General features: G+C 71.7%; 20 protein-coding genes. 9 read left to right on the top strand and 11 right to left on the bottom strand.

The window, feature by feature from the left end; all coding sequences use genetic code 11:
* Positions 1-79 precede the first annotated feature (79 nt).
* The 3 genes from ACIF8S_RS21420 to ACIF8S_RS21410 are packed head-to-tail and all read right to left on the bottom strand — an operon-like array spanning position 80 to position 3,190.
* Positions 80-976, bottom strand: a complete 897-nt coding sequence (locus tag ACIF8S_RS21420) for a carbohydrate ABC transporter permease (RefSeq protein WP_400000887.1) — start codon at positions 974-976, stop codon at positions 80-82.
* Position 977: 1 nt separating this feature from the next.
* Positions 978-1,883 carry a carbohydrate ABC transporter permease gene (locus ACIF8S_RS21415; protein WP_400000885.1) on the bottom strand — a complete coding sequence of 302 codons (906 nt, stop codon included), beginning with the start codon at positions 1,881-1,883 and terminating at the stop codon, positions 978-980.
* The gene (locus ACIF8S_RS21410; RefSeq protein ID WP_400000883.1) at positions 1,880-3,190 is read right to left on the bottom strand and encodes an extracellular solute-binding protein; all 1,311 of its coding nucleotides are present in this window, start codon (positions 3,188-3,190) and stop codon (positions 1,880-1,882) included. The genes ACIF8S_RS21415 and ACIF8S_RS21410 overlap by 4 nt, the downstream gene beginning before the upstream one ends.
* Positions 3,191-3,551: 361 nt before the next feature.
* Here ACIF8S_RS21410 and ACIF8S_RS21405 point away from each other — a divergent pair, with 361 nt between their 5' ends.
* Positions 3,552-4,580 (top strand): LacI family DNA-binding transcriptional regulator, encoded by a 1,029-nt coding sequence (locus ACIF8S_RS21405; RefSeq protein ID WP_400000881.1) that lies wholly within the window; start codon positions 3,552-3,554, stop codon positions 4,578-4,580.
* Positions 4,581-4,625: 45 nt separating this feature from the next.
* On the opposite strand, the gene ACIF8S_RS21400 is transcribed toward ACIF8S_RS21405, so the two are convergent.
* The 4 genes from ACIF8S_RS21400 to ACIF8S_RS21385 form a co-directional block, all read right to left on the bottom strand.
* Positions 4,626-6,146, bottom strand: coding sequence for a sensor histidine kinase (locus ACIF8S_RS21400; RefSeq protein WP_400000879.1), 1,521 nt, complete (start codon positions 6,144-6,146; stop codon positions 4,626-4,628).
* Positions 6,133-6,813, bottom strand: coding sequence for a response regulator transcription factor (locus ACIF8S_RS21395; RefSeq protein WP_400000877.1), 681 nt, complete (start codon positions 6,811-6,813; stop codon positions 6,133-6,135). The genes ACIF8S_RS21400 and ACIF8S_RS21395 overlap by 14 nt, the downstream gene beginning before the upstream one ends.
* 267 nt (positions 6,814-7,080) lie before the next feature.
* Positions 7,081-8,052: a pirin family protein gene (locus ACIF8S_RS21390; protein WP_400000875.1), complete on the bottom strand. Its 972-nt coding sequence runs from the start codon at positions 8,050-8,052 to the stop codon at positions 7,081-7,083.
* Between the two features lie 127 nt (positions 8,053-8,179).
* The gene (locus ACIF8S_RS21385) at positions 8,180-9,370 is read right to left on the bottom strand and encodes an MFS transporter (protein ID WP_400000873.1); all 1,191 of its coding nucleotides are present in this window, start codon (positions 9,368-9,370) and stop codon (positions 8,180-8,182) included.
* A gap of 99 nt (positions 9,371-9,469) precedes the next feature.
* Here ACIF8S_RS21385 and ACIF8S_RS21380 point away from each other — a divergent pair, with 99 nt between their 5' ends.
* Positions 9,470-10,144, top strand: a complete 675-nt coding sequence (locus ACIF8S_RS21380) for a TetR/AcrR family transcriptional regulator (RefSeq protein WP_400000871.1) — start codon at positions 9,470-9,472, stop codon at positions 10,142-10,144.
* 154 nt (positions 10,145-10,298) lie between these two features.
* Complete coding sequence (locus ACIF8S_RS21375; RefSeq protein WP_400001215.1) at positions 10,299-11,846, top strand: MDR family MFS transporter; 1,548 nt, start codon at positions 10,299-10,301, stop codon at positions 11,844-11,846.
* Positions 11,847-11,924: 78 nt separating this feature from the next.
* Here the strand turns inward: ACIF8S_RS21375 and ACIF8S_RS21370 are convergent, their stop codons facing one another.
* The 4 genes from ACIF8S_RS21370 to ACIF8S_RS21355 form a co-directional block, all read right to left on the bottom strand.
* The gene (locus ACIF8S_RS21370; protein WP_349796449.1) at positions 11,925-12,860 is read right to left on the bottom strand and encodes a carbohydrate ABC transporter permease; all 936 of its coding nucleotides are present in this window, start codon (positions 12,858-12,860) and stop codon (positions 11,925-11,927) included.
* Between the two features lies 1 nt (position 12,861).
* Entirely contained in the window at positions 12,862-13,794 is a 933-nt protein-coding gene (locus ACIF8S_RS21365) for a carbohydrate ABC transporter permease (RefSeq protein WP_400000869.1), read from the bottom strand.
* 21 nt (positions 13,795-13,815) lie between these two features.
* Positions 13,816-15,183 carry an extracellular solute-binding protein gene (locus ACIF8S_RS21360; protein ID WP_400000868.1) on the bottom strand — a complete coding sequence of 456 codons (1,368 nt, stop codon included), beginning with the start codon at positions 15,181-15,183 and terminating at the stop codon, positions 13,816-13,818.
* Positions 15,184-15,287: 104 nt separating this feature from the next.
* Entirely contained in the window at positions 15,288-17,114 is a 1,827-nt protein-coding gene (locus ACIF8S_RS21355; protein WP_349796452.1) for a sugar-binding domain-containing protein, read from the bottom strand.
* Positions 17,115-17,288: 174 nt separating this feature from the next.
* Between ACIF8S_RS21355 and ACIF8S_RS21350 the strand changes: the two genes are divergently transcribed.
* The 6 genes from ACIF8S_RS21350 (at position 17,289) to ACIF8S_RS21325 (ending at position 24,845) form a co-directional block, all read left to right on the top strand.
* Positions 17,289-18,302, top strand: coding sequence for a LacI family DNA-binding transcriptional regulator (locus tag ACIF8S_RS21350; RefSeq protein WP_400000866.1), 1,014 nt, complete (start codon positions 17,289-17,291; stop codon positions 18,300-18,302).
* A 339-nt stretch (positions 18,303-18,641) separates the two neighbouring features.
* Positions 18,642-19,670: a LacI family DNA-binding transcriptional regulator gene (locus ACIF8S_RS21345; protein WP_400000864.1), complete on the top strand. Its 1,029-nt coding sequence runs from the start codon at positions 18,642-18,644 to the stop codon at positions 19,668-19,670.
* A 465-nt stretch (positions 19,671-20,135) separates the two neighbouring features.
* Positions 20,136-21,230, top strand: coding sequence for an ABC transporter substrate-binding protein (locus ACIF8S_RS21340; RefSeq protein ID WP_400000863.1), 1,095 nt, complete (start codon positions 20,136-20,138; stop codon positions 21,228-21,230).
* Between the two features lie 69 nt (positions 21,231-21,299).
* Positions 21,300-22,859 (top strand): sugar ABC transporter ATP-binding protein, encoded by a 1,560-nt coding sequence (locus ACIF8S_RS21335; protein ID WP_400000861.1) that lies wholly within the window; start codon positions 21,300-21,302, stop codon positions 22,857-22,859.
* Complete coding sequence (locus ACIF8S_RS21330; protein WP_400000860.1) at positions 22,852-23,814, top strand: ABC transporter permease; 963 nt, start codon at positions 22,852-22,854, stop codon at positions 23,812-23,814. The genes ACIF8S_RS21335 and ACIF8S_RS21330 overlap by 8 nt, the downstream gene beginning before the upstream one ends.
* Positions 23,811-24,845, top strand: coding sequence for an ABC transporter permease (locus ACIF8S_RS21325; RefSeq protein WP_400000858.1), 1,035 nt, complete (start codon positions 23,811-23,813; stop codon positions 24,843-24,845). The genes ACIF8S_RS21330 and ACIF8S_RS21325 overlap by 4 nt, the downstream gene beginning before the upstream one ends.
* The last annotated feature ends 15 nt before the right edge of the window (positions 24,846-24,860 follow it).

Raw genomic sequence — 24,860 nt, 5'->3', positions numbered from 1 at the left:
TTTCCTCCTCCGCCCGCCCGCCCCTTGACCGGGGCGGTACGGGCGAGCCGGTGGACGGGTGGGTGGGTGCCTGCGCCGGTCACCGGCCGAACCCCGCGGTCAGCCCGCTCAACAGCTGGCGGCGGGCGAAGGCGTACAGCACCAGGACGGGCAGCGTGGTGAGGACGACGGCGGCGAGCACGGCGGGGACGTTGACGCCGTACTGGCCCTGGAAGGTCCACAGCGCCAGCGGCAGGGTCCGGCGGTCGGGGCTCTGAGTGAGGACCAGCGGCAGCAGGAATCCGTTCCAGATGGTCAGGGCGTTGAAGATGCTCACGGTGAGGATGGCCGGCCGGGTGAGGGGCGCCGCCAGCCGCCACAGCGTCGTCCATTCGGTGGCGCCGTCGACCCGCATGGAGTCGAACAGCTCCTTGGGCACGTCACGGATGAAGTTGGCGAGCACCAGCACGGACAACGGGATGGCGAAGGCGATCGACGGGAGGATCAACGCCGCGAGGCTGTCGTACAGGTGCAGCTTGATGATGATCAGGTAGACGGGGATCACCGTCGCCTGCAGCGGGATGGCGAGTCCCATCAGGAACAGCCCGTTCATGGCGCGCAGGACCCGCATGCGCCAGCCGCGGACGATCGCGTAGGCCGCCATGAAGGACACGACGACCGCGGGCACCACGGCGCCCACGGTCACCACGACGCTGTTCACGAAGTACTGCAGGAAGTCGGACTCGATGACCAGCCGGTAGTTCTCAAGTGTCGGGTCGCCCGTCGGCACCAGCGGGTTGCTCGCGTAGTAGCGGCTGCGGTCCTTCAGACTGGTGATGAGGGTCCAGTACAGGGGTACGGCGACGACGGCGAGCCACAGCCATCCGGCCAGCCCCCCGGCCCAGTTGCGGCGGGCGGCCACCGGCCGGGAGCGGCGTGGCTGCGGGCGCGGGGTGGTCTTCTCGGGCCGTCGCGTCTTGGTCGGCGTGGTGGTCACGTCAGGAGGCCCCCTCGAGTTGGCTCGCACCGGCGTCCCGGCCTCCGAGGCGGCGCAGCAGCAGGGCGAGGGCGAGGCCCAGGAGGACCAGGATGACCGCGATGGCGCTGGCCGGTCCCATCAGGCTGGCCTGGAATCCCCGCTTGTACATGTCCAGTGCGAGGACCCGGGTGGCGTCGCCGGGACCGCCCTCGGTCAGGACGAAGATGAGGTCGAAGAAGGTCAGCGACCCGACGACCATCAGGGTGGACGAGGTGATGACGGTGTACTTCAGCTGGGGCAGTGTGATGCCGAAGAACTGCCGGATCCGTCCGGCGCCGTCCAACTGTGCCGCCTCGTAGAGGGACTTCGGGATCTGCTGGACGCCGCCCTGGTAGATGAGCGAGTGGAACGGGACGAACTGCCAGGAGACGACGAAGACGACGACCCCGAACGCCAGCCAGGGCCGGCCGAGCCAGTCCTGGCTGAGCGCCTGGATCTTCAGTCCGGCGCCGAGCCCGAAGTTGGGGTCCAGCAGCGCCTCGTAGGCGATGGCGATCGCCGCGGAGCTGAGCATCAGCGGGACGAAGTACACCACGCCCAGCACCGCGCGGTAGCGCTGGCGGCCCGCGAGGAACGTGCCGAGGAGGATGCTCAGCGGTGTCTGCACGATCCAGGACACCGCCATCACCAGGAACGTCACCCAGAGGGCGTGCGGCAGCCCGGGGTCGGTGAGCACCGCACGCCAACTGGTCAGTCCCGTCACGCGGATGGAGCCGATACCGTCCCAGGTGGTGAAGCTCAGCGCGAAGACGCCGACGAGCGGGACCACGGCGAAACCGACGAAGAGCAGCAGCGCCGGCGTCGCGAGCCACGGCAGGACGCTGCGCGGCTCGCGACGCCGTGGCGCGCCGGTGGCCGCGCTCATACGCCGGTGACCGCGTTGAGGTTGCTCGCGAACTGCTGCGGTGAGATCGACTGCTGGAACAGCTTGACGATGTTGTCCAGCAGGGTCTCGGCGGCGGTCGGACTGAGTGCCTGGTCCCAGGACTGGACGAACACCTTGGCCTTGCTGGCGAGGTCGTAGGTGAACTGGAGGAATTCGGCGTTGTCGGAGGCGGCCAGCAGCTTCTCCGTGCCGAGCCGGATCGGGACCGAGCCGTTGCCGATCCAGCTCTTGACCTCCTCCTCCTGGAGGAGACCCTTGGCGAAGAACTCCTTGGCGACCTTCTTCTCCTCCGCACTGGCCTTGGAGGAGATGGACAGGTACTGGGCAGGGTTGCCGACCGTGTTGCTGAGGTCGCCCTTGCCGCCCTCGACGGCCGGGAAGTTCATGAAGCCCAGCGAGCCGCTGGGGACGAAGTCCCCGCCGTCGGCCTTCTGGATGCCGTACGACCAGGCACCGTGGAGCATCATCGCGGCCCTGCCGGTGTACAGCAGCGCCTGGTCGGCGTTGGAGTCCGCGGTGATGGACGAGAAGCCCTTGACGAACCCGTCGGCCTCGACCAGGTCCTGCAGTGCGGTCAGCGCCTTGATGGCGTCCGGGTGGGACCAGGCGTTCTTCTCGCCTTCTATGGCGGCCTGGAAGACCTCGGGCCCGCCGATGCGGTCGAACAGGAACTCCAGCCACATCATGTTCGTCCACCGTGACTGGCCGCCGAGGGCGAAGGGCGCGATGCCCTTGGCGTTGAACCTCGGCACCAGCGCCATGATGTCGTCCCAGGTCTCGGGCGGCTCCACCCCGACCTGGTCGAACACCTTGCGGTTGTAGTAGAGGATGATCGGCTGAACGGTCTCGCCCGGCATCGCGTAGATCTTGCCGTCGACGGTCGCCGCGCCGAACGAGGACGGGAACAGCCCCTTCTTGACGTCGGGGTTCTCGTCGAACCACGGGGTGAGGTCCTCGACCTGGCCGGCCTCCGCGTAGGCGCGCAGGGTCCCGCCGCCCCAGCCCCAGATGATGGTCGGCGCCTTGCCGGCGCCGATGGCGGTCTTGATCTTCGTCTTGTACGCGTCGTTCTGGTAGGTCGTGTCGTCGATCTGGGTGTCGGGGTGGGCCTTGTTGAAGGCGTCCACGGCGCCGGCCCTGACCCCTTCCTGCGGCTGTCCGTTCAGGTACCAGTACGTGGCACCGCTGCTCCTGCCGGGTCCGGACGAGCCGCCGCAGGCCGTCAGCGCCGCGGAGACGGGCACGGCGGCGGCCAGGCCGAGGAGGGTACGTCGAGAGAGCGCCATGATTTTCTCCGCACTCGAGAGCCGTCGGCTTCTCGTGAGTCATGGTGAAAGGTTTTCGAAAATCACTTCTTCTTGCTCTGTCCGTGCAAGCTAGGTTTCGAGCTGATGCCCTGTCAATACGCGTGCACGAGCCTTGCGCGCCGGGCCACATCCGCTCCATACCGGCATGTGTGCCGCCCTTGAGGCGTCCCGGCGAGAGATCGAAAAGTTTTCGAAACAGGCCGGTCGGAGGCGATGGTGACGTGGTGAGCGCGGGCTGACAGACTGTCGGTGCAGGTCATGCCGGGCCGTCGGGGTCCGGTGCCGCCCGCGCCGGACCCCGACGACGCCCCCTCGGGCGCCCCACAGCTGAGAGGAACCGATGCGACCGAACGCCAGGCGCACCACGTTGGCGGACATCGCCCAAGCGGCCGGGGTCTCCGTCGCGACCGTGTCCAAAGTGGTCAACGGTCGCGGTGACGTGGCACCGCACACCCGCGTCCGGGTGCAGGAGCTGCTGCACCAGCACGACTACCTGGCACCGGTGTTCCGCCACACCGAGGCCGTCGAGACCCCGACCATCGAGGTGCAGTTCAAGGGCGGTCTCAAGTCGTACGTGGCGGAGACCCTGGAGGGCATCATCGACGCGGCGGCCGAGTCGGGGGCCTCGGTCGTGGTCAGCAAGGCGTCCGGCGCCCCGCACTGGGCGCGGGACCTGGTCTCGGCCGGGCGGCGCGCCGTCATCGCGGTCACCAGCGTCCACACCGCGGCCCACTTGAACGAACTGGCGCGCTCCGGGCTGCCGTTGGTGGTGCTGGACCCGCTGCACCTGCCGGACGGCCGGGTCAACAGCGTCGGCGCGACCAACTTCGGCGGCGGTCTGGCCGCGACCCGGCACCTGCTGTCGCTGGGACACCGCCGTATCGCCTACCTCGGCGGACCTGCCACGGCCGTCTGCAACCAGGCCCGCATGCACGGCTACCGCGCCGCCATGGAGGCCGAGGGGCAGCGGGTGCCGGAGGCGTACGTCCGTCCCGGTGAGTTCACCCACGAGACGGGCCTGACCGGCGCCTCGGCGCTGCTGGACCTGGAGGCGCCGCCCACGGCGGTCTTCGCGGGCAACGACGAGATCGCCCTCGGTGTCGTCGAGACCGCCCGCGCACGGGGTCTGCGCGTGCCCGAGGACCTGAGCGTGGTCGGCTTCGACGACACCAGCCTCGCCCAGATGGCCTCCCCGCCGCTGACCACCGTGCGCCAGCCGCTGCGGGAGATGGGCGCCGCCGCCCTGCGCACCGCGCTCCGGCTGGTCAACGGGGAGAGACTCGAGTCCCACCACGTCGAACTCGCCACCGAACTCGTGGTCCGCGCCTCGACGGCGCCGCCGCGCGAGGAGCCCCCTCCGCACGACTGAGTGCGGAGGGGACCGACGGCCGGGGGCGTGCGCACCCCCGCCGCTTCACTCCTCCTTCGGGGCGGGGTCCGCCACCGGAAGGCTCAGCTCGAAGCAGGCTCCGGGCGTCGTCGGGGCGAGGGTGAGGCTGCCTCCGTGGCGCTGGGCCAGATCGCGGGCGATGGCGAGGCCGAGTCCGGCGCCCCCCTGGTCGCGGGAGCGGGCGTCGTCGAGCCGGACGAAGCGTTCGAAGATGCGCTCGGCGTCCTCGGGGGGCACACCCGGTCCGTCGTCCCGCACCGTCAGGACGGCCCGGTCGCCCTCCCTGCCGACGGTGACCTCGATCCGGTGCTCGGCGTGGCGGACGGCGTTGTCGAGGAGGTTGCGCAGCAGCCGTTCGACCTCGTCGTGGTCGCCGCGGACGTGCACGGCGGCGGTGCTGTCGCAGGTGAGGGTCAACGGCCGGCCGTCGAGTGGGTACTGCTCGGTCAGCCGGGAGGCGAGAGCGCTCAGGTCGACGGTCCCGGTGTCGGCCTCGGGAGCCCGGGTGTCGAGGCGGGCGAGGAGCAGCAGGTCCTCGGCGAGTGCCTGGAGACGGCGGGTCTGCCGTGCGGCGGTGGTGGCGGTGGCGGGCCAGTCGGCGCGCTCCGGGTAGGCGAGGGCGACCTCCAGACTGGTCAGCAGAGTGGTGAGAGGACTGCGCAGCTCGTGCGCCGCGTCGGCGACGAAGCGTCGCTGCTGGGCGGCGGCGGTGTCGAGACGTTGCAGCGTGGCGTTGATGGTGGTGGCGAGGGCGGCGATCTCGTGACCGGAGGCGGGCACGGTGACACGTTCGCGTGGGTCCTTGGCGTCGACCGAGGCGGTGAGGGTGCGGATGGCCTCGACCGGCCGCAGCGCCATGCGGACGGTGACGTAGGCGACGCCGGCGATCAGGACGAGGCCGAGGAGACCGGCGCGCAGCAGCGTGCCGTCGGTGGCCGCGGCCATCTTCTCGGCCGCGTCCGGGAGGACCAGCACGTGGACCCGCAGGGTGGCGTCGGCGGCGACGCCCAGGGCGGCGGCCTTGTCGCGGCCCAGGTCGGCGGCCCGGACATCGAGGTACAGGACGGTGTAGGTCCGGCCGGCCAGGTGGGGAGCGGCGCCGCCCCCGTGGTCGTAGTCGGAGCGGTTCGGTATGTGCAGGGGCCGATAGGCGTACCCCCAGCCCTCGTCGTCGTTCAGCTCATTGGCCAGCGCCAGGGCCGTGGGGTCGGTTGGGGCGGGCAGGACATGGCGGGCAGCGGTGTCGAAGGCGTCCATGCCTCCGCCGGAGGCCACTGCGCCGCTCCTGCCGGTCGCGACGACCTCGTACGGCGCGGCGCTCCTGCGGCTGGGAATCGAACCGTCCTGCACCTGGTGGACGAGCACGGCGAGATGCGCCGCCGCCTGTTCATGGGCGGTGGCCATGCTCTCGTCGTACACCTCCTCGTGCACCCACCAGCCGATGCCGGCCAGGACGACGGCGGCGGTCAGGGCGGCTGCCAGCGCCGCGCGGGCCCGTACCGAACGGGGCCACCAGCTGCGGCGTCGGGGCTCAGTCACGTTCACGGTCGTCCACCAATCGGTATCCGGTACCTCGTACCGTCTGCAGGGACTGCCGCCCGAAGGCGGCATCGATCTTCTTGCGGAGGGAACTGACGCGGGCTTCCACGAGGTTGGGGTCCACGGCCTCGTCGGGCCACGCGTGGCAGAGCAGGTCCGGTTTGGGCACGGCCCGGCCCGCGCGGCGGGCCAGCAGTTCCAGCACGGCGAACTCCCGGGGGCTGAGGTCCACCCGGACCCCGGCCCGGCGGCAGACCCGGCCGGCGACGTCCAGTGACAGGTCACCGACGGCGAGGACGGGCGGCGCGACCGTGACGGAGCGCCGGACCAGGGCCCGCAGCCGTGCGACGAGCACCGGGTAGGAGAAGGGCTTGGCGAGGTAGTCGTCGGCCCCCGTGTCCAGGGCCTCCGCCTGGTCCCACTCCCCGTCCTTGGCGGTGAGCACCAGGATGGGCGTCGCGTTGCCCTCCCGGCGCAACTGGGCGCACACCTTGTAGCCGTTGAGCCCGGGCAGCATCAAGTCCAGGACGATCAGCGCGTAATCGCCGGTCCGGGCCATCCACAGCCCCTGCCGGCCGTCGTGCGCGAGGTCGACGCCGTAGCCCTCGGCGGTCAGGCCGGCGCGCAGGGTGTGGGCGAGGTCCACCTCGTCTTCGACCACCAGTATCCGCATGCGGTGCAGCCTCGCACGGCCCCGGCCCACTTCCCTGACCGTGCGGTCAGGTTGGATCAGCAGGCCCCAACGGGGCCCGGGCACCCTGGCGGGGTTTCCTCGCCTCTGCTGAAAGGCCCTGTCGCCCGTGTCCGGTGACGCACGGGCGCCCGGAGGGCGGACGCGCAACGGACCGACGCCCGCCGGCAGATCGCCCAGTGTGTGTGACCCGCCGACCGGTCGCACGCCGGTCAGCGGTGTGTGACCCGCCGACCGGTCGCACGCCGGTCAGCGCCGGCTCCTCCGGGGCTTCAAGGGCGTGGTCGGCAGCTGCGGTGCCGGCAGCGGGTCGCCGTCGTAGCCGTGGACCTCGCCGAAACGCGTCCCCGTCGTCCAGTCCTCACGGGCCCGGACGATGTCCTCGTGGGTGCGGCCGATGAAGTTCCACCACATGATGATCTCCTCCCCGAACGGCGGGCCGCCCAGGAGGATCAGCCGGGCCGGGCCGGTCCCCCGGTTGGTGAGGGTGAGGGCGGAGCGGCCCGGGGCGGTGTAGCCGAGTTCGGCGCGGCCCACGGCGGTGCCCTCGACGAGGACGTCGCCGGCATCGACGAGGACGCCGTGCTCGAAGACGGGGTCGACGTCGAGCACCAGCCGGGCGCCCGGGGCGACGGTCAGCTCGGCGCCCAGCAGCGGGGTGAAGGTGCGCACCGGTGAGGTGACGCCCGCGAGCGAGCCGAGGAAGACGCGCGCCTCGCCGCCGTCCAGCGCGACCGGTTCGGGCACATGATGCTGGAAGTCCCGTGCGGTGTCCCGGTGTTCGTCGGGGAGAGCCACCCACAGCTGGACGCCGTGCAGGGTCGTGGTGTCCGGCGTCGACACCTCCGAGTGGCTGATGCCGTGACCGCCGGTCATCAGGTTCAGCTCGCCGGGCCGGACGTAGGCGTGGCTGCCCAGGCTGTCGCGGTGCTCGATCTCCCCGCTGAACAGCCAGCTGACCGTCTGCAGACCGGTGTGCGGGTGCGGGGCGACGTCCATGCCGCCGGTGGCGGCGACGTCCTCGGGGCCGTAGTGGTCGGCGAAGCACCAGGCGCCGACGAGCGACCGGGCCCGCTGCGGAAGGGTGCGCCGCACCCGCATGGCACGCGGTCCGCCGAGCGGCACGTCACGTGCCGTGAGGATCTCGACCTCCCCGGGGAGGTCCGCGTCCGTCCCGCCGCCGCACCTGACCTCCGCGGGGCGTGTCTCCGTGTTGCTCATGCCGCGTGCCTCCCACCGAGGACGTTCGAGAGTCAAAGAAGTTCGATATTCAACATTCACGGACGACTATAGGCGGCCGTCCGGAAAAACGCGCGGGGGAGGGCCGTTCCCGGGCGGCCGGGGCCCGTCACGCCCCGGCCCGCACGGGCCTGCGCAGCAGGTAGCCGGCCGCCGTGACGATCAGGACGGCCATGCAGGCGATGAACACCAGACCCGCGTTCTCCAGCCCCAGGGGGTCCGACAGCAGGCCCACGCCGATGACCGGGACCGAGATGCCGGTGTACGCGACGACGAACAGCGACGAGATCACCGCGGCCCGCCGGTCCGCCGGGGACGCCGCGCCCACCGCGGACAGCGCCCCGCGGAACGCCAGCCCCTGCCCGAAGCCGCCGACCAGCGCGCTCAGCACCACCAGCGCCAGCTGGTCCCAGTAGAGGGCCCCCGCGAGCAGCGCGAGGCCGGCGAGCAGAACGGCGCAGCCCAGCGGCAGCGACCGGCTCACGCCCACCCGGCCGACGGCCGTCTGTCCGGCGATCGACGCGAAGAACGCCGCCGCCACAACCGTGCCGCTCACCGCGTGGTCGGTCACGCCCAGGGACTGCGCGAGGAAGGCGGGGCTGACGGAGGTGAACACGCCGAACAGGGCGAACCCCACGAACGAGGCCGTCGCCGCCGCTCCGAAGACGGGGCGCACCTGTGCGGGCACCCCCGGCCGCTGCGGCCGTACGGTCCTCAGCGGGCGGATGTCCCGTACGGTCTCCGGCAGCCGCAACAGCACCGCCGCCGAGCAGACCACCAGGGCCAGGTGGACGGCGAACGGCAGGTACAGCGGCCGGGCGGCGTACTCGGCGAGCACTCCCGCGAGCAGGGGGCCGCAGCCGAGCCCGCCCATGTTGACGGCGGTGGCGACGAACGTGGCCCGGGAGGTGTGGCCGGGCGGGGCCGCCTCCATGACGTAGGCGGTGGCGGCACCGGTGAACAGTCCGGCCGACAGTCCCGACAGGAGCCGCCCGGCGTACAGCCAGCCCAGATCGGTGGCGAGGAGGAAGCAGATCGCGCTCGCGGCCGAGCAGGCCAGCCCCCACAGCAGCACCGGGCGTCTGCCCACGGCGTCCGAGGCGTTGCCCGCGAGCAGCAGGACGCCGATGACCGCGAACGCGTAGACCGCGTACACCACGGTGACCGTCAGTTCGGAGAAGCCGAACTTGTCCTGGTAGAGGGGGTACAGCGGGGTGGGAAGCGTGGTCCCGGCCATGCACACCGCGAACACGGCGCCACCGAGCAGGCACGCGCGCCATCCGATCCGGTCACCGGTCATGCCATGACGCTAGCCGCGCACCGGCCGGAGGCCCCCTTCACCACGCCACCTGCGTGATCACCCGAACACAATTTTGCATGCCGTGCATTTTTGCATAGCATGCACGGCATGACGGGGAAGGACACCGCGGGCGGCGGACTGCGGGAGCGCAAGAAGCGCGCCACACGTGCCGCGCTCGCGGAGGCGGCGGTGCGACTCGCCGCCGAGCAGGGGGCGGACCAGGTCACGGTCGAGGCGATCAGCGCCGCGGCCGGCGTGTCCGTGCGGACCTTCTTCAACTACTTCGACTCACGCGACGACGCCTTCGTCGTCGTGGACGCGGACGCGAGCGAGCGGGTGCGCCGGTCGCTCCTCGCCGCGCCGCCCGGCCTCTCGCCGCTGGAGGCGCTGCGCGAAGCGCTCGCCACCGAGCTGCGCGAGGCGGAACGGCAGCACGAACTGTGGAGCCTGCACGCCCGGGTGCTGCGGGCCTCCCCGCACCTCCTGGTGCGCAACCTCGGCGCCCAGATGGCCGACGAGACGGGCCTCGCCGAGGCGATCGCCGCGCGCGTCCGCGCCGGCGGCCCGCCCGGCGAGACCCCCGCCCCGCCCGAGGACGGCGTGGACCGCGCCGCCCTGGGCCTGTACCCGCGGCTGCTCGCCGCGGTGGCCGGCGCGGCGGTGCGGGTGAGCGTGCAGCACTGGTGCGAACGGCCCGACGACGTCGCCTTCGCCGACGTGTTCCACGAGGTGTTCGCCCTCCTCGCCGCCGGACTGCCGACCCCGGCCCGGTAGGCGCCGGACCCTTCGCCGGCCGGGCCCCCGCGCACACTCCGGCCCTCCCCCACTCCCGCCCCGCCCGGGGCGCGATCCCGCTTTCACCACCGATTCCGTGAGAGAGACGACCGTGACCGCAACACAGGCGCCCGACGCGGCGCCACCCGCCGCCATGACCAACCGGCAGATACTCCAGGCCATGTCCGGACTGATGGCCGGCATGTTCGTGGCGATCCTGGCGGGCACCGTCGTGGCCAACGCACTGCCCACCATCATCGCCGACCTGGGGGCGAGCCAGTCCTCCTACACCTGGGTCGTCACCGCCGAGCTGCTGGCCATGACGGCGACCGTGCCGCTCTGGGGCAAGCTGTCCGACCTGTTCAACAAGAAGCTGCTGCTCCAGCTGTCGCTGGGCATGTTCGTCGCGGGCTCGCTGCTGGCGGGCTTCTCCCACGGCGTCGAGCTGCTCATCTTCAGCCGCGTGGTGCAGGGCATCGGCGCGGGCGGTCTGACCGCGCTCGCCCAGGTCGTCATGGCGGCGATCATCCCGCCGCGCCGGCTCGGCAAGTACGCCGGCATCTTCGGCGCCGTGTTCGCCATCGGCACCGTCGCCGGACCGCTGGTCGGCGGCGTGCTGGTGGACACCTCCTGGCTGGGCTGGCGCTGGTGCTTCTTCATCGGCGTGCCGTTCGCCCTGCTCGCCATCGCGCTGCTGCAGCGCACCCTGCGCCTGCCGGTGGTGGCCCGCCGCGAGGCGAAGATCGACTTCCTGGGCGCCTTCCTCATCGTGGCGGGCGTCTGCGCCCTGCTGATCTGGGTGACCCTGGCGGGCAACGAGTTCGACTGGGCCTCCTGGCAGACCGCCGCCCTCACCGGCGCCGGTGTGCTGCTGCTGGTCGCCGCGGTGTTCGTCGAGGCGCGGACGGCCGAACCGGTCATCCCGCTGGGCATCTTCCGCAACCGCACCGTCACCCTCACCACCGTCGCCAGCCTGCTGGTGGGTGTCGCCATGTTCGGCGGCACGGTGTTCCTCTCGCAGTACTTCCAGGTCTCCCTCGGCAAGTCCCCGACCGTGGCCGGTCTGATGAGCCTGCCGATGATCCTCGGTCTGCTGGTCTCGTCGACCGTCGCCGGCCAGCTCATCAGCAAGTCCGGTGTGTGGAAGCGCTACCTGGTGGCGGGCGCGGTCATCATGACCGTCGGCCTCGGTCTGCTGTCCACCATCGACGCGGACACCTCCTTCACCCTGCTCAGCGTCTACATGGCGATCCTCGGCATCGGCGTCGGCATGCTGATGCAGAACCTGGTGCTGGCGGCGCAGAACGACGTGCCGGCCAGTGAGCTGGGCGCCGCGACGTCCGTGCTGTCGTTCTTCCGCAGCATGGGCGGCACCATCGGCACCAGCGTCCTGGGCGCCATCCTCGCCAACCGGGTCGCGTCCGAGATGACCAAGGGCCTGGACGCCGCGGGCATCCCCTCCGGCGGCGACGGCGGCGGGGAGAGCAGCGTGCCGGACATGAGCACCCTGCCCGAGCCGGTGCGGCAGATCGTCGAGCACGCCTACGGCGTCGCCACGGCCGACCTGTTCCTCATCGCCACGCCGTGCGCGCTGCTGGCCCTGATCACCGTGGTCTTCATCAAGGAGAAGCCGCTGAAGACGACCAGCGGCATGGAGCGCCTCGCCGAGGAGGCGGGCGACAAGACCGTCGTGGGGAGCTGACTCCCGTAGCGCACGACGAGCGAGCGCCCCGCGGCCGTGCAGGCCGCGGGGCGCTCGCTCGTCCGTGACGAAGGCGGGTCACTGGCCGCCGAGGCCGGTGGTCGCCACCGACTTGACGATGTGGCGCTGGAAGAAGACGAACACCAGCACCAGGGGCAGTGCGGCCAGCACCGACGACGCCATCGTCTGGGCGTAGTTGACGCCGTAGGCGTCCTTCACCGCGGTGATGCCGACCGGCAGGGTCATCAGCGCCGGGTCGGAGGTCGACACGAACGGCCACAGGAAGTTGTTCCACGCCCCGATGAACACGAAGATCGACACCGCGGCGAGCATCGGGCGGGACAGCGGCAGCATCACCGACCAGAAGATCCGCGCGTGCCCGGCGCCGTCGAGCCGCGCCGCCTCCTCCAGTTCGCGGGGGATGGTGTCGAAGTGCTTCTTCAGGATGAACACCATCACCGGGGCGACCGTCTGCGGCAGGATCACCGCCGCGTAGGTGTCCACCAGGTTCAGCGTCAGCATCTGCTGGAACCACGGGACGATCAGCATCTGCGGCGGGACGAGGATCGACGCGACCGTCAGCGCGAACAGCCCGCGGCGCCCCTTGAACAGGGTGCGGGAGAAGGCGTAGCCCGCCGCCGCCGACACGGCGACCGTGACGATCGTGACGGCCGCGGAGACGAAGAAGCTGTTCCACATCCACAGCGGCAGGTCACCGCGCTCGACGACGGTGCGGAAGCCGTCCAGGGTGAAGCCGCCCTGCGGCCAGAACCAGTGCAGGGGGTCGCTGGCGTCCTGTTCGGACTTGAACGCCGTGAGCACCGCCCACGCCATCGGCAGCAGCCAGGTCAGGGCCAGCACCGCGAGGACCGCCAGGGCCAGGACGCGGGCGGTCCTGCTCGCGCCGAGGGTGAGGTTCGGGCCCCGCCCGCCGGCCGGCCGGGCACGGCGGGAGGCGGGGAGCGGGGAGACCGTGCGGCGCGCGGGCCGTGTCCCGAGGTCTACGGAGGTCATGTCACTTCTCCCTGCGGCGGAAGGCGGCGAACTGCGCGGCGGACACGAGGACGACGAGGGCGAAGAAGACGTAGCTGATGGCGGAGGCGTAGCCGAGCCGGTAGCCGGTGAAGCCCATGTCGTAGAGGTACTCGACGACGGGCCGGGTGGAGCCGTCGGGCCCGCCCTTGGTCAGCAGGTACACCTGGTCGAAGACCTTCAGCGAGGCGAGGATCTGGAGCACCGTGACCACGCCGGTCATACGGCGCAGCTGGGGCAGCGTGACGTGCCACAGCCGGCGCCAGGCGCCCGCGCCGTCCAGTGCCGCCGCCTCGTAGAGGTGGTCGGGCACGGCCTGGAGCGCCGCCAGGAACAGCAGGAAGTTGAAGCCGACGGTCCACCACAGGGTGGCGATGACGATGGCGTACAGGGCGACGTCCTGGTCGCTCAGCCACGCGAAACCGTCCAGGCCCACCGCCTGGAGCAGGTGGTTGTAGAGGCCGAGGTCCGGCTGGTACAGCCAGCCCCACAGCAGGCCGATGACACCGACCGGCAGCAGGTAGGGGGCGAAGAAGGCCAGCCGCCACACCCACTGGCCGGGCAGCCCGGTGTGCACCAGGAGCGCCATGCCGAGGGCGACGGCCACCAGGGGCACCGTGGAGACCACGGTGAACCACACGGTGTTGCCGACGGCCTGCCACATCTCGGCGTCGCCGAGGGCCTCCGCGTAGTTGTCCAGCCCGACGAAGGACGGGTCGTGCGCGGACAGGGAGGTGTCGGTGAGGCTCATCCAGGCGCCCTGGACCAGCGGCCAGACCATGAACAGGGCGAACAGGACGAGGAACGGCAGGGCGAAGAGCAGGCCCGGCGGGACGAGCCGGCGCGCGGCCGCGCCGAAGCCCGTGGCCCTGTCGCCGGCGGGCACCCGGTCCGGCGCTGCGAGTGGGGTGGACATCTGCTGCCTCCTTCGCGGCGGTCAGGCCGGACTGGGCTGGGACAGGGCGGTGTTGACGCGGTCGACCATGGCGCGGGCCGCGCGGTCGGGCGCGAGGCCGTCGAGCAGGGCCTGCTGGAGCACCTGGGACATGGCGTTCTGGAAGTCGGAGCCGGCGCCGGCGAACCACACGGGCGGGTCGAGCACCACGTGGTCGGCGGCCACGACGTACCGGGCCTGCGGTTCGAGGCGGGCGTACTCCCGGGTGCGGGTCACCGGCCGGTACGCCGGGATGTGGCCCGCCTTCGCCCAGGTCTGGCCGGCCTTGAGGATGGCGGCCACCGCCCGGTGGGTGCGCCTGCGGTGCGCCTCGTCCGGGTCGGGGCGGCGCGGCAGGACGAACGAGTGGGAGTCGGCGTAGACCGCGGGCGTGCCGAACACCGTGGGGAAGGAGGCGGCTCCGATGTCGGGGTCGGCACCGCGGAAGGTGCCGAGTTCCCACTCGCCGGAGAGGATCATGCCGGTCTGCCCGTTGGTGAAGTTGGCGAGGGCGGCCGGGTAGTCGAGGCGGTGGGGGTTGGCGCGGCCGTCGACGAGCTTCCGCATGAAGGCGATGACCTCGGTCATGGCGTCGACGTCGGCGGTGACGGTGCCGCCGACGGGCAGCTCGAAGTCGTTGCCGGTCTGCCGGTAGAGGCCGTAGAACAGCCGCCAGCACTGCGCGGTGTCGTTGACGTAGCCGAAGGCGATGCCCTGCTCGCCGGTGGCGCGGGCCAGTTCACGGCCCGCCTCCAGGAAGCGCTCCGGGGTGGAGAAGGCGTCCTGGTCCAGGTCGCCGCCGGCGGTCAGCAGCCCGGCCTCGCGGACGGGACCAGGGTGGAAGAAGACGATGAACGGGTGGGTGTCCAGCGGCACGGCGTACGTCCGGTCGCGGTACAGGGTGCGCTGCCACACCGCGTCGGCGAAGTCCTCCTCACGGATGCCGAACTCGGCGAGCAGGCCGGTGTCCCAGGGGTCGAGCAGGCCGAGCGGGGCGTAGCCGGCCAGGCGTGACATGTGGCAGACGGCGACGTCCGGCCCGCGCCCGCCGGCCGAGGCCATGGCGAGCTTGGTGTAGTACGGCGTGCCCCATTCCAGGACGGTCCGGTCGACCCCGGTGCCCCCCATGTCGGGAGCCGCGATGTCGATCAGCTCGTCGAGCAGGGCGCCGTCGGCCCCGCTGAACAGGTCCCACATGCGCACGGTGTCGGGGTCCGAGGCCGCGGCGGCCCCGCAGCCGGCCAGGGCGCCGCCGCCGAGGAGGGCGGCGGCGGAGGCCAGCGACGCGCGGAGCACACCGCGCCGCGACGGTGCGGCGCGTCCGCTGTCCGGCCGGGCGGAGGCGGCTCGTGGGCCTGGCAGGTCGACCATGACGCTACCTTTCCTTTTCCATCGATGTACATCACCGGGGACGCCCACGCCGGCGCGTGGTGCGGGAGCCGGACGGTGAGTCGCTCCGGCCGGGCGGGACGTCGTCAGCGGGTGGACTCGGCGGCCGCGGGACGCTGCTGGGCGCGGCGCAGCACGGCGGTGTCGAACTTCTCGGCGCGGTCGAAGCCGTAGACGCCGTTGCGTTCCTGGAAGACGTCGGTGAGCTGGGTGTAGCAGTAGCCGAACATGTCCGGGTCGTCGAGCAGCACGTCGACCAGGCCGGTGAAGCGGGCGAGGAACTCCTCGACGCTGCGCGGGCGTTCGCCGTAGCCCCAGGACGACCCGGTCTCGTCGCCGGCCGCGGTGGCGGCGGCTTCCGCGTCCCACCAGATGCCGCCGAACTCGCTGCAGAAGTACGGCTGTCCGCGGTACGGCACCGACCAGGGGCGGCCCTCGGGACCGGTGTTGACGTAGGGGCGGTCCTCGGCGAGGCCCGCCATGGTCTTGGCGAACGCCCGCGGGTCCTGCTCGTAGCAGTGGGAGTCGTAGACGTCGGTCTCCGCCACGCGATGGGCGTAGCCGGAGGCGTCGATCACGGGGCGGCTGGGGTCGGCCTGCTTGGTCGCCAGGAACATCGCCCGGGTGACGTCGTCGAGCTGGGTGATGCGGTCGTGCAGGTGCTGGTACGTCTCGTTCAGCGGGCACCAGCCGATGATCGACGGGTGGGAGTGGTCGCGTTCCAGGGCCTCCAGCCACTGGGCGACGTAACTGGCGTCGGGACGCTGGTTGTCGTCGCGCACGCCGGTCTCGCAGCCCCAGTCGCCGAACTCGCCCCACACCAGGTAGCCGAGCCGGTCGGCGTGGTAGAGGTAGCGCTCCTCGAACACCTTCTGGTGCAGCCGGGCGCCGTTGAAGCCGGCCCGCAGCCCGAGTTCGATGTCGCGGACCAGGTCGGCGTCGGTGGGCGCGGTCATCAGACCGTCCGGGTAGTAGCCCTGGTCGAGGACGAGGCGCTGGAACACCGGTTCGCCGTTGATCAGGACCCGCTTGCCGTGCAGGGCGACCGACCGCATGCCCGCGTACGACGTGGCCTCGTCGACCACGGTGCCGTCGGCGTCCAGGAGTTGCAGGCGCAGGTCGTACAGGTGCGGGTCGGCCGGTGACCAGGTGCGCAGCCGGTCCTCGGGGACGGTCAGGACCAGGCGGGGGCACAGGTCGAGGTCGGCGCGGGCGGAGGCGGTGACCACCTCGCCGTCGCTGTCGCCGAGTACGGCGCGCACGCGGTGGCCAGGCAGGTTTCCGGTGACGGGGAGGTCGAGGTGGAACGAGCCGGAACCGAGGTCGGGGGTGATGCGGGGGCGCTTGAGGCGGGCGGCGGCGGGGACGGGCTCCAGCCACACCGTCTGCCAGATCCCGGTGGTGCGGGTGTAGTGGCAGTGCGTGTTGGCGTACCAGGTGGCCTGTTTGCCGCGGGCCTGGGGGCCGTGCCGCGAGTCGCGGGCGCGGACCACGATCACGGCCTCGTCGCCGGGGCCGGCCACGCCGCGCAGGTCCGCGGTGAAGGGGGTGAAGCCGCCGCGGTGGCGGGCCACCTCGGTGCCGTTGACCCAGACGGTGGCGTCGTGGTCCACGGCGCCGAAGTGCAGCAGCACCTCGTTGCCGGCCCACTCGGCCGGGACGGTCACCGTGCGGCGGTACCAGACGGCCTCCATGAAGTCCGTGTCGCCGATGCCGGACAGCTCGGACTCCGGGCAGAAGGGCACGACGATCTCACCGGAGAGATCGCGGGCCGGCAGGCCCCGCTCCAGTCCGCTGTCCCCGCGGTCGGTCTCGAACTGCCAGCGGCCGTTGAGGTTCAGCCACGCCTCGCGGGCGAACTGGGGCCGGGGGTACTCCGGACGCGGGAGGTCCAGGGGCGGGGGCGTGCTCATGCTGCTCCTCGTCACTGCGGTGCGCTACGTACAGGGGCCATGCGACCATACGATTACATCGATGTAAATGGCGGTGGCGAAAAGTTTTCGGCACGGCCCTTCCCCGCCGACGGTCCCGCCCCGAAGGGCTGCGGCTACGATCCGGGAGGCGGCAGGGAGGGCGAGAAGGGAAGCATGGGCAGGCCCAGGATCAAGGACGTCGCGGAGTACGCGGGCGTCTCGGCGAAGACGGTGTCCAACGTCCTCAACGACTACGAACACGTCTCCGAACGGACCCGCACCGCGGTGCGCGAGGCCATCGACGCCCTCGGCTACCGGGTCAACATCGCGGGACGTCAGCTGCGCCGGGGCCGGACCGGGGTGATCGCGCTGGCCGTGCCGGACCTGGACATCGCCTACTTCGCCGAGCTGGCCAAGCACGTCATGGCCGAGGCCGAACGGCAGGGCGGCACCACGCTGCTGCTGGAGACCGGCGGGCGGCGCGAGAAGGAACTGGCCGCCGTGCAGGGCTTCGACGCCCAGTTCACGGACGGGGTCGTCCTCTCGCCGCTCGCCCTGCAGCCGCGCGACCTGGAGGGCCGGGACACCCGGCTGCCGCTGGTGCTGCTCGGCGAGTGCAACCTGCCCGGCAGCGCGGACCACGTCGCGATCGACAACGTGGCGGCGGCCCGTGAGGCGACCGCGCACCTGCTGGCGCGGGGGCGGCGCCGCATCGCGGTGGTCGGCGGCGACCTGCGGGGCACGCACAACACCGGACGGCTGCGCACGGTCGGCCATCAACAGGCCTTGACGGAAGCGGGTCTGACCGTGTCCGAGGACCTGATCCTGCCGGTGCCCGCGTTCCGCTGGGCCGACGGCGCCGCCGCCGCGCGCACCCTGATGCGGCTGCCGCAGCCGCCGGACGCGCTGCTCTGCCTCAACGACCACCTGGCCCTCGGCGCGGTACGCGCCCTGCACGAGGACGGCTGGTCGGTGCCGGGGGACGTGGACGTGGTCGGCTTCGACGACATCGAGGCCACCCGGTACAGCATCCCGACGCTCACCACGGTCGCCCCCGACAAACCGGGCATCGCCCGCCGGGCGGTGGAACTGCTGCTGGCCCGCATAGAGGCGGCCGGCCCCGGCGGCCCGGCCGTCGACGAGACGGCCGGCCACCGGCTGATCGTGCGGGAGAGCTCGGGCGGGTGAGGGGGTGGCCCACAGGGTGGGCGGTCCCTTCCGGCGCGACGGGCCGGGCAAGCGGGCCCGGTGGTCTTCGGCGAGGTCTCGCAGTCGTGGGGGGAGACGGCACAGTCCGGCACGTGGCACAGTCGGTCCGCTCAGGGAACTGGTTCCGTCCCGTGAGCGGGGGTGCCGCGGCCGCCCGGACGCCACCCCCCGCACCACCCGTCCCACGCCTTGTCAGCGTCCGGTGACGGCGTGTATAACGTTGTAAAACTTGAGCCCAGCGGCTCGGCACACGACTCTCGGTGACGGCACCGCATCCGCACCGGCCAACCGAGTCGGGCCGCTCACGAAGGGATTGCCGTGCGGGTCAGCCTCAAGGACGTCGCCGCGCACGCGGGGGTCTCCATCAAGACCGTCTCGAACGTGGTGAACAACTACCAGCACGTCACGCCGGCCATGCGCGAGCGGGTCCAGCGGTCCATCGACGCGCTCGGCTACCAGCCCAACCTCGCCGCCCGCCACCTGCGGAAGGGCCGTACGGGCATCATCGCGCTCGCCCTGCCCGAGCTCGGCAACCCGTACTTCGCCGAGCTGACCGCCTCCGTCATCGACGCGGCGGCCCAGCACGACTACATCGTGCTGCTCGACCACACCGGCGGATCGCGCGACCAGGAGCTGCTGGTGAGCCAGGGCTTCCGGGCCCGGGTCATCGACGGGCTGATCCTCAGCCCCATCGAGCTGCGGACCGAGGACCTGCGCGACCGCGACCAGGACGTGCCGCTGGTGCTGCTCGGCGAGCGGGACTACGACCTGCCGTACGACCACATCGCGATCGACAACGTGGCCGCCGCCCGTGACGCCGTCCGGCACCTGATCGGCCTCGGGCGCCGGGAGGTGGCGTTCATCGGGGCGCGGCGCGACCGCAGCGAGCCGGCCCAGCTCCGCGTCCGCGGCTGGCGCGAGGAGCTGACGGCGGCGGGGCTGCCCGCGGACGAGGGCCTGGTCGCGGCCGTCGACGGCTGGGGGCACGCCGACGGCGCGCGGGCGATGCGGCACATCCTGGACAGCGGCCGCCGGCCGGACGCGGTGTTCGCCTACAACGACCCGATGGCGATCGGCGCGATGCGGGTGCTGCACGAACGAGGACTGCGCGTGCCCGAGGACATCGCGGTGGTGGGCTTCGACGACGTGATCGAGGGCCGTTTCGGCGCGGTCACCCTCACCTCGGTGTCACCGGACAAGACCGCCATCGGCCGCCTCGCGGTGGAGTCGGTGCTGGCCCGCCTGGGCGACCGGGCCCCGGAGCCGCGCCGCATCTGGGCGGACTACCAACTGGTCGAACGGGAGAGCACCTTGGGCCGCCCGGCGGCGGGCGTGCGACCGGACTGACCGGCCGTACGCCCCCACACCACTCTCCTCCCCGCGCCGCGGGCTTCGCGCGCAACCTCCCTCCCCGCGCCGCGGGCTTCGCGCGCAACCTCCCTCCCCGCGCCGCGGGCTTCGCGCGCAACCTCCCTCCCCGCGCCGCGGGCTTCGCGCTCCCACGCGGGACACGTATGGCCGGACACCCGGAGTCCCGGTCCCGTCAAAGCGCCGCACAACGGCGTACTCAACGCTCCGTCACCGCACGCGCTTACCGGAAGCGCGCCTTCGGCGTGGGCGCCGACTCCCCGTGACACCCCTTCCGCTCCGCCCTTCCGGACCTTGTGCACGAGGGGTTTACAGGTTCCTTCCAACGATGTAAAACCTCCTTGGCGGCGCACCGGACGCCGTTGTGCACAGGGGGAGCAGCTCCACCGCACGCGTCCTTCGGCTCCCCAGTTCCCTTTCAGCGTCACCCGGATCGGGGTCACCATGCAGCGCACCACTCACCGTTCCCTTTCCCTCGCCCGTCCCGTGGTCGTGGCCCTGGCCGCCGCCGTGGCCCTCACCGCGACCTCCTGTGCCAAGTCGGAGGACGACGCGGCGGACGGCAAGAAGCCCACGGCCGCGGCCGACGCCGGCCAGAAGGTGGCCGAGCCGAAGCCGGGCAGCAAGACCTGCACCGTCGACGCCTACGGCGGCAAGAAGATCGACCTGAAGGGCGCCACGGTCGGCTTCTCCCAGTCGGAGAAGGAGGCCAACCCCTTCCGTATCGCCGAGACGCAGTCCATCAAGGACGAGGCGGCCAAGAGAGGCGTCAAGCTGCTCACGGCCAACGCCCAGTCGCAGTTCTCCAAGCAGATCAGCGACGTGCAGGACCTGCTCGCCAAGGGCGCCGACCTCCTCGTCATCGCTCCGCTGAACTCCGACGGCTGGGACCCGGTGCTGCAGGCCGCCGCCGCCAAGAAGGTCCCCATCGTCACCATCGACCGTAAGATCAACGCCACCGCCTGCAAGGACTACGTCTCCTTCATCGCCTCGGACTTCGTCGAGCAGGGGCGCCGCGCCGCCGACCAGATGATCGAGGCCACCGGCGGCAAGGGCGAGGTCGCCATCCTGCTCGGCTCGGCCGGCAACAACGTCACCACCGAGCGCACCAAGGGCTTCAAGGAGCGGGTCGCCGAGAAGGCCCCCGCCCTGAAGGTGGTCTTCGAGCAGACCGGTGACTTCGCCCGGGAGAAGGGCCAGCAGGTCACCGAGCAGCTCATCCAGTCCAAGCCCGGCATCAAGGGCATCTACGCGGAGAACGACGAGATGGGCCTGGGCGCGGTGGCCGCGCTGAAGGGCGCAGGCAAGAAGGCCGGCGACGTCAAGATCGTCACGGTGGACGGCACCCGCAACGCCGTCCAGGGCGTCGTGGACGGCTGGATCAGCGGCGTCGTCGAGTCCAACCCGCGGTTCGGCCCGCTGGCCTTCCAGACCCTGGACGACTTCACCCAGGGCAAGGAGGTCCACCAGGACATCATCATCCAGGACGGCGCCTACGGCCCGGACAACGCCGAGCAGGACCTCGGCAAGGCCTACTGAGCCTGTCGCCGGGGGCCCGGCCCCCGGGCCCCCGTCCGTCCGTCACCCCTTTTCATCCTGGAGGCACAGGTGGCTCCCCCCGCCGAAGTCCTCGCCGTCCGCGGACTGAGCAAGACGTTTCCCGGCGTCCGGGCCCTGGACGACGTGGACCTGACCCTGCACGCCGGTGAGGTCCACGCCCTGATCGGCGAGAACGGCGCCGGCAAGTCGACCCTCATCAAGCTCCTCACCGGTGTGTACCGGCCCGACGCCGGAGACATCGTTTTCCAGGGGCGTGAGGTGTCCTTCGCGACCCCGCTGGAGGCGCAGAAGGCCGGCATCTCGACGATCTACCAAGAGGTCAATCTCATCCCGCTGTTGAGCGTGGCCCGCAACCTGTTCCTGGGCCGCGAGCCGCGGAACAGGTTCGGCCTGCTGGACTTCGCCCGTATGCACCGCGAGGCCGAGGAGACCCTGGGCGCCTACGGCGTCCGGGTCGACGTACGGCGGCCGCTGCGCAGCCTCGGCGTCGGCGCCCAGCAGATGGTCGCCCTGGCCCGGGCGGTGGCGAGCGAGGCGCGCATCGTCATCATGGACGAGCCGACCTCGTCCCTCGAGCCGCGGGAGGTCGAGACGCTGTTCTCGGTCATCCGCCGGCTGCGCGACGAGGGCATCGCCGTCGTCTACGTCAGCCACCGGCTCGACGAGCTGTACGCCGTGTGCGACACGGTCACCGTGCTGCGCGACGGCCGACGGGTCCACCACGGCCGCCTCGCCGACCTGGACCGGCTCTCCCTGGTGTCCACGATGCTGGGCCGGGAGCTGGGCGAGGTGCGGTCGGAGGGACTGACGAAGTTCACCGGCGACCACCACGCCACCGACACCCGGCCGGTGCTGGAGGCGGCGGACCTGACGGTCCCCCACCAGCTGCGCGGGGTGTCGGTCAGCATCCGGCCGGGCGAGGTCGTGGGCCTCGGCGGGCTGCTGGGCTCCGGACGCACCGAGACGGCGAAGGCCATCTCCGGTGCGCTGGCGACGAGTTCGGGCCGGGTGACGGTGGCCGGGGTGCCCCTGCGCGGGGGTTCCACACCGGCCGCGATCCGGGCGGGCGTCAGTCTCCTGCCGGAGGACAGGAAGAGCGAGGGCATCGTGCCCGGGCTGTCGGTCCGCGAGAACATCTCGCTGGCCGTGCTCCCCCGGCTCTCCCGCTTCGGGCTGGTCTCCGAGGCCCGCGTCGACAGCATCGTGAACACCTTCATCGAGCGGCTGCGCATCAAGGCGTCCTCGCCGCAGCAGAAGGTCGGTGAACTCTCCGGCGGCAACCAGCAGAAGGTGCTGCTCGCCCGCTGGCTGGCGATGAACCCGAAGGTGCTCCTCCTCGACGAGCCCACCCGGGGCATCGACGTCGGCGCCAAGGCCGAGGTGCAGAAGCTCGTGGACGAACTGGCCGCGGACGGCCTGGGCGTCCTGCTCATCTCCTCCGACCTGGAGGAACTGATCGAAGGGTCCGACCGCGTGGTCGTACTGAAGGACGGTGCCGTCGTCGGCGAGCTGACCGGCGACGAGGTCACCGAGGACGAACTGATGCGGACCATCGCCGGGCACTCCCCGGACCGGGACGCGGTCGAGGGGGCGGCCACCGATGGCTGAAGCCGCTCTCAAGACCGTCCCGCTCGACAAGGCCCGCGCCCTGCAGTGGCTGCAGACGTACGGCGTGTACGCCGGCGTGGCGCTGCTGCTGGCCGTCAACATCGCCATCACGCCGCACTTCCTGTCCGTGGAGAACTTCCGCACCCAGGCCGTGCAGGTGGCGCCCGTCATCATCGTCGCGCTGGGCATGGCCCTGGTCATCGGCACCGAGGGCGTCGACCTGTCGGTGGGTGCCGTGATGGCGCTGGCGGCCTCCGTGACCGCCCTCTACCTGGGCTACGGCCTGGTGCCCGCGCTGCTCGTGGTGGCGGTGTTCGCCGCCGTGGTCGGGCTGGCGAACGGGGCGCTGGTGGCGCTGGTCGGGGTGCAGCCCATCGTGGCGACACTGGCTTTGATGGTGGGCGGGCGGGGCGTGGCCCTGGTGCTGCTGCCGCAGCTCGAGGACCTGCGCAACCCGCAGCTGGCGTCGCTGGGTTCCGGTGACGTGCTGGGGATCCCGTACCTCTTCCTGATCGCCGCCGTGCTGGCGCTGCTGGTGGCGTTCGTGGTGCGCCGCACCACCTTCGGACGGCAGCTGCTCGCGATCGGCGACAGCCGTCCGGCCGCGCAGCTCGCGGGGCTGCCGGTGCGCCGCGTACTGATCCTCGTGTACGTGATCAGCGCGCTGCTCGCCGCCGTGGCGGGGGTGCTCGCCACCGCCCGGCTTCAGGCCAGCGACCCGACGTCGCTGGGCAATCTGATGGAGCTGTCCGCCATCACCGCCGTCGTGGTCGGCGGGACGCCGCTCACCGGCGGCCGGGTCAACATCGCCGGGACGGTGGCGGGCGCGGTCCTCATCCAGCTGCTCACCGCCACGCTGATCAAGCATGATCTGCCGCCGTCGTGGACGCAGATCGCGCAGGCCGTAGTGATCGTGGCCGCCGTCTACGCGGCGCGGGGACGGGGGAAGCGATGACCGTCACGAAGACGCAGACGCCGGTGAGCGTGGACGGCCGCGGGCGGACGGCTGGCGACGGGCCCGTGGGGCCGGCGCGGTCCGAGCGGCTGACCGCCCTGGTCCAGCAGCACGGCGCGCTGGCGGTGCTGGTGATCGTCTCCCTGGTGGCGACGTTCAGCTTCGACTCGTTCGCCACGGGCGACAACGTCAGCAACATGGCGACGAGTTCGGCGTTCCTGGCGATCGTCGCGCTCGGTATGACGTTCGTGATCATCACCGGGGGCATCGACCTGTCGGTCGGCTCGCTGTTCGCGCTCGGCGGGGTGCTCGCGGCCTGGGGTTCCCGGCACGGGACGCTGGTGGCGCTGCTGCTGCCGCTGGTGGTGTGCGGGGCGATCGGTGTGGTCAACGGCCTGCTGGTGGCCCGCTCCCGCCTGGCGCCGTTCATCGTCACCCTGGCGGCCATGCTCGGCGCGCGGGGTCTGATGCTGGCGATCACCGACGAGGGGGCCGACACCTATCTCATCGGCAAGGGCTCGTTCCTGGCCGAGCTGGGGCAGGGCAGCACGCTCGGCCTGGGCAACCCGGTGTGGATCATGCTGGCGCTGTTCGTCGCCGGGGCGGTCGTGCTGCGCCGGACGCGGTTCGGGCAGCACGTGTACGCGGTCGGCGGCAACGAGGACGCGGCGGCGCTGATGGGTGCCCCGGTGGCCCGCACCAAGATCCTCGTCTACACCCTGTCCGGGGTGCTGGCGGGCCTCGCCGGGGCGCTGAACGCCGCCTGGCTAGCCTCCGGGGTGACCATCCTCGGCAACGGCATGGAGCTGGAGGCCATCTCCGCCGTCGTCATCGGCGGCACGCTGCTCACCGGCGGGCTCGGCTACGTCAGCGGGTCGCTGGTCGGGGTGCTGCTGCTGAAGGTGATCCAGAACGTCATCAACCAGATCGGCTCGCTGGACTCCTCCTACCAGCAGGTCGTCAGCGGCGCCTTCCTGGCCGTGGTGGTCGTCGCCCAGACCTGGCTGGGGCGCCGACGGCAACTGTTGTAGACCCCGGGCGCGGCG

The sequence above is a fragment of the Streptomyces sp. NPDC085937 genome (assembly GCF_044540535.1).
Classification (GTDB): domain Bacteria; phylum Actinomycetota; class Actinomycetes; order Streptomycetales; family Streptomycetaceae; genus Streptomyces.
The sequence above is the reverse complement of the archived record's forward strand: the minus strand, read 5'-3'. Positions and strand labels throughout refer to the sequence as shown.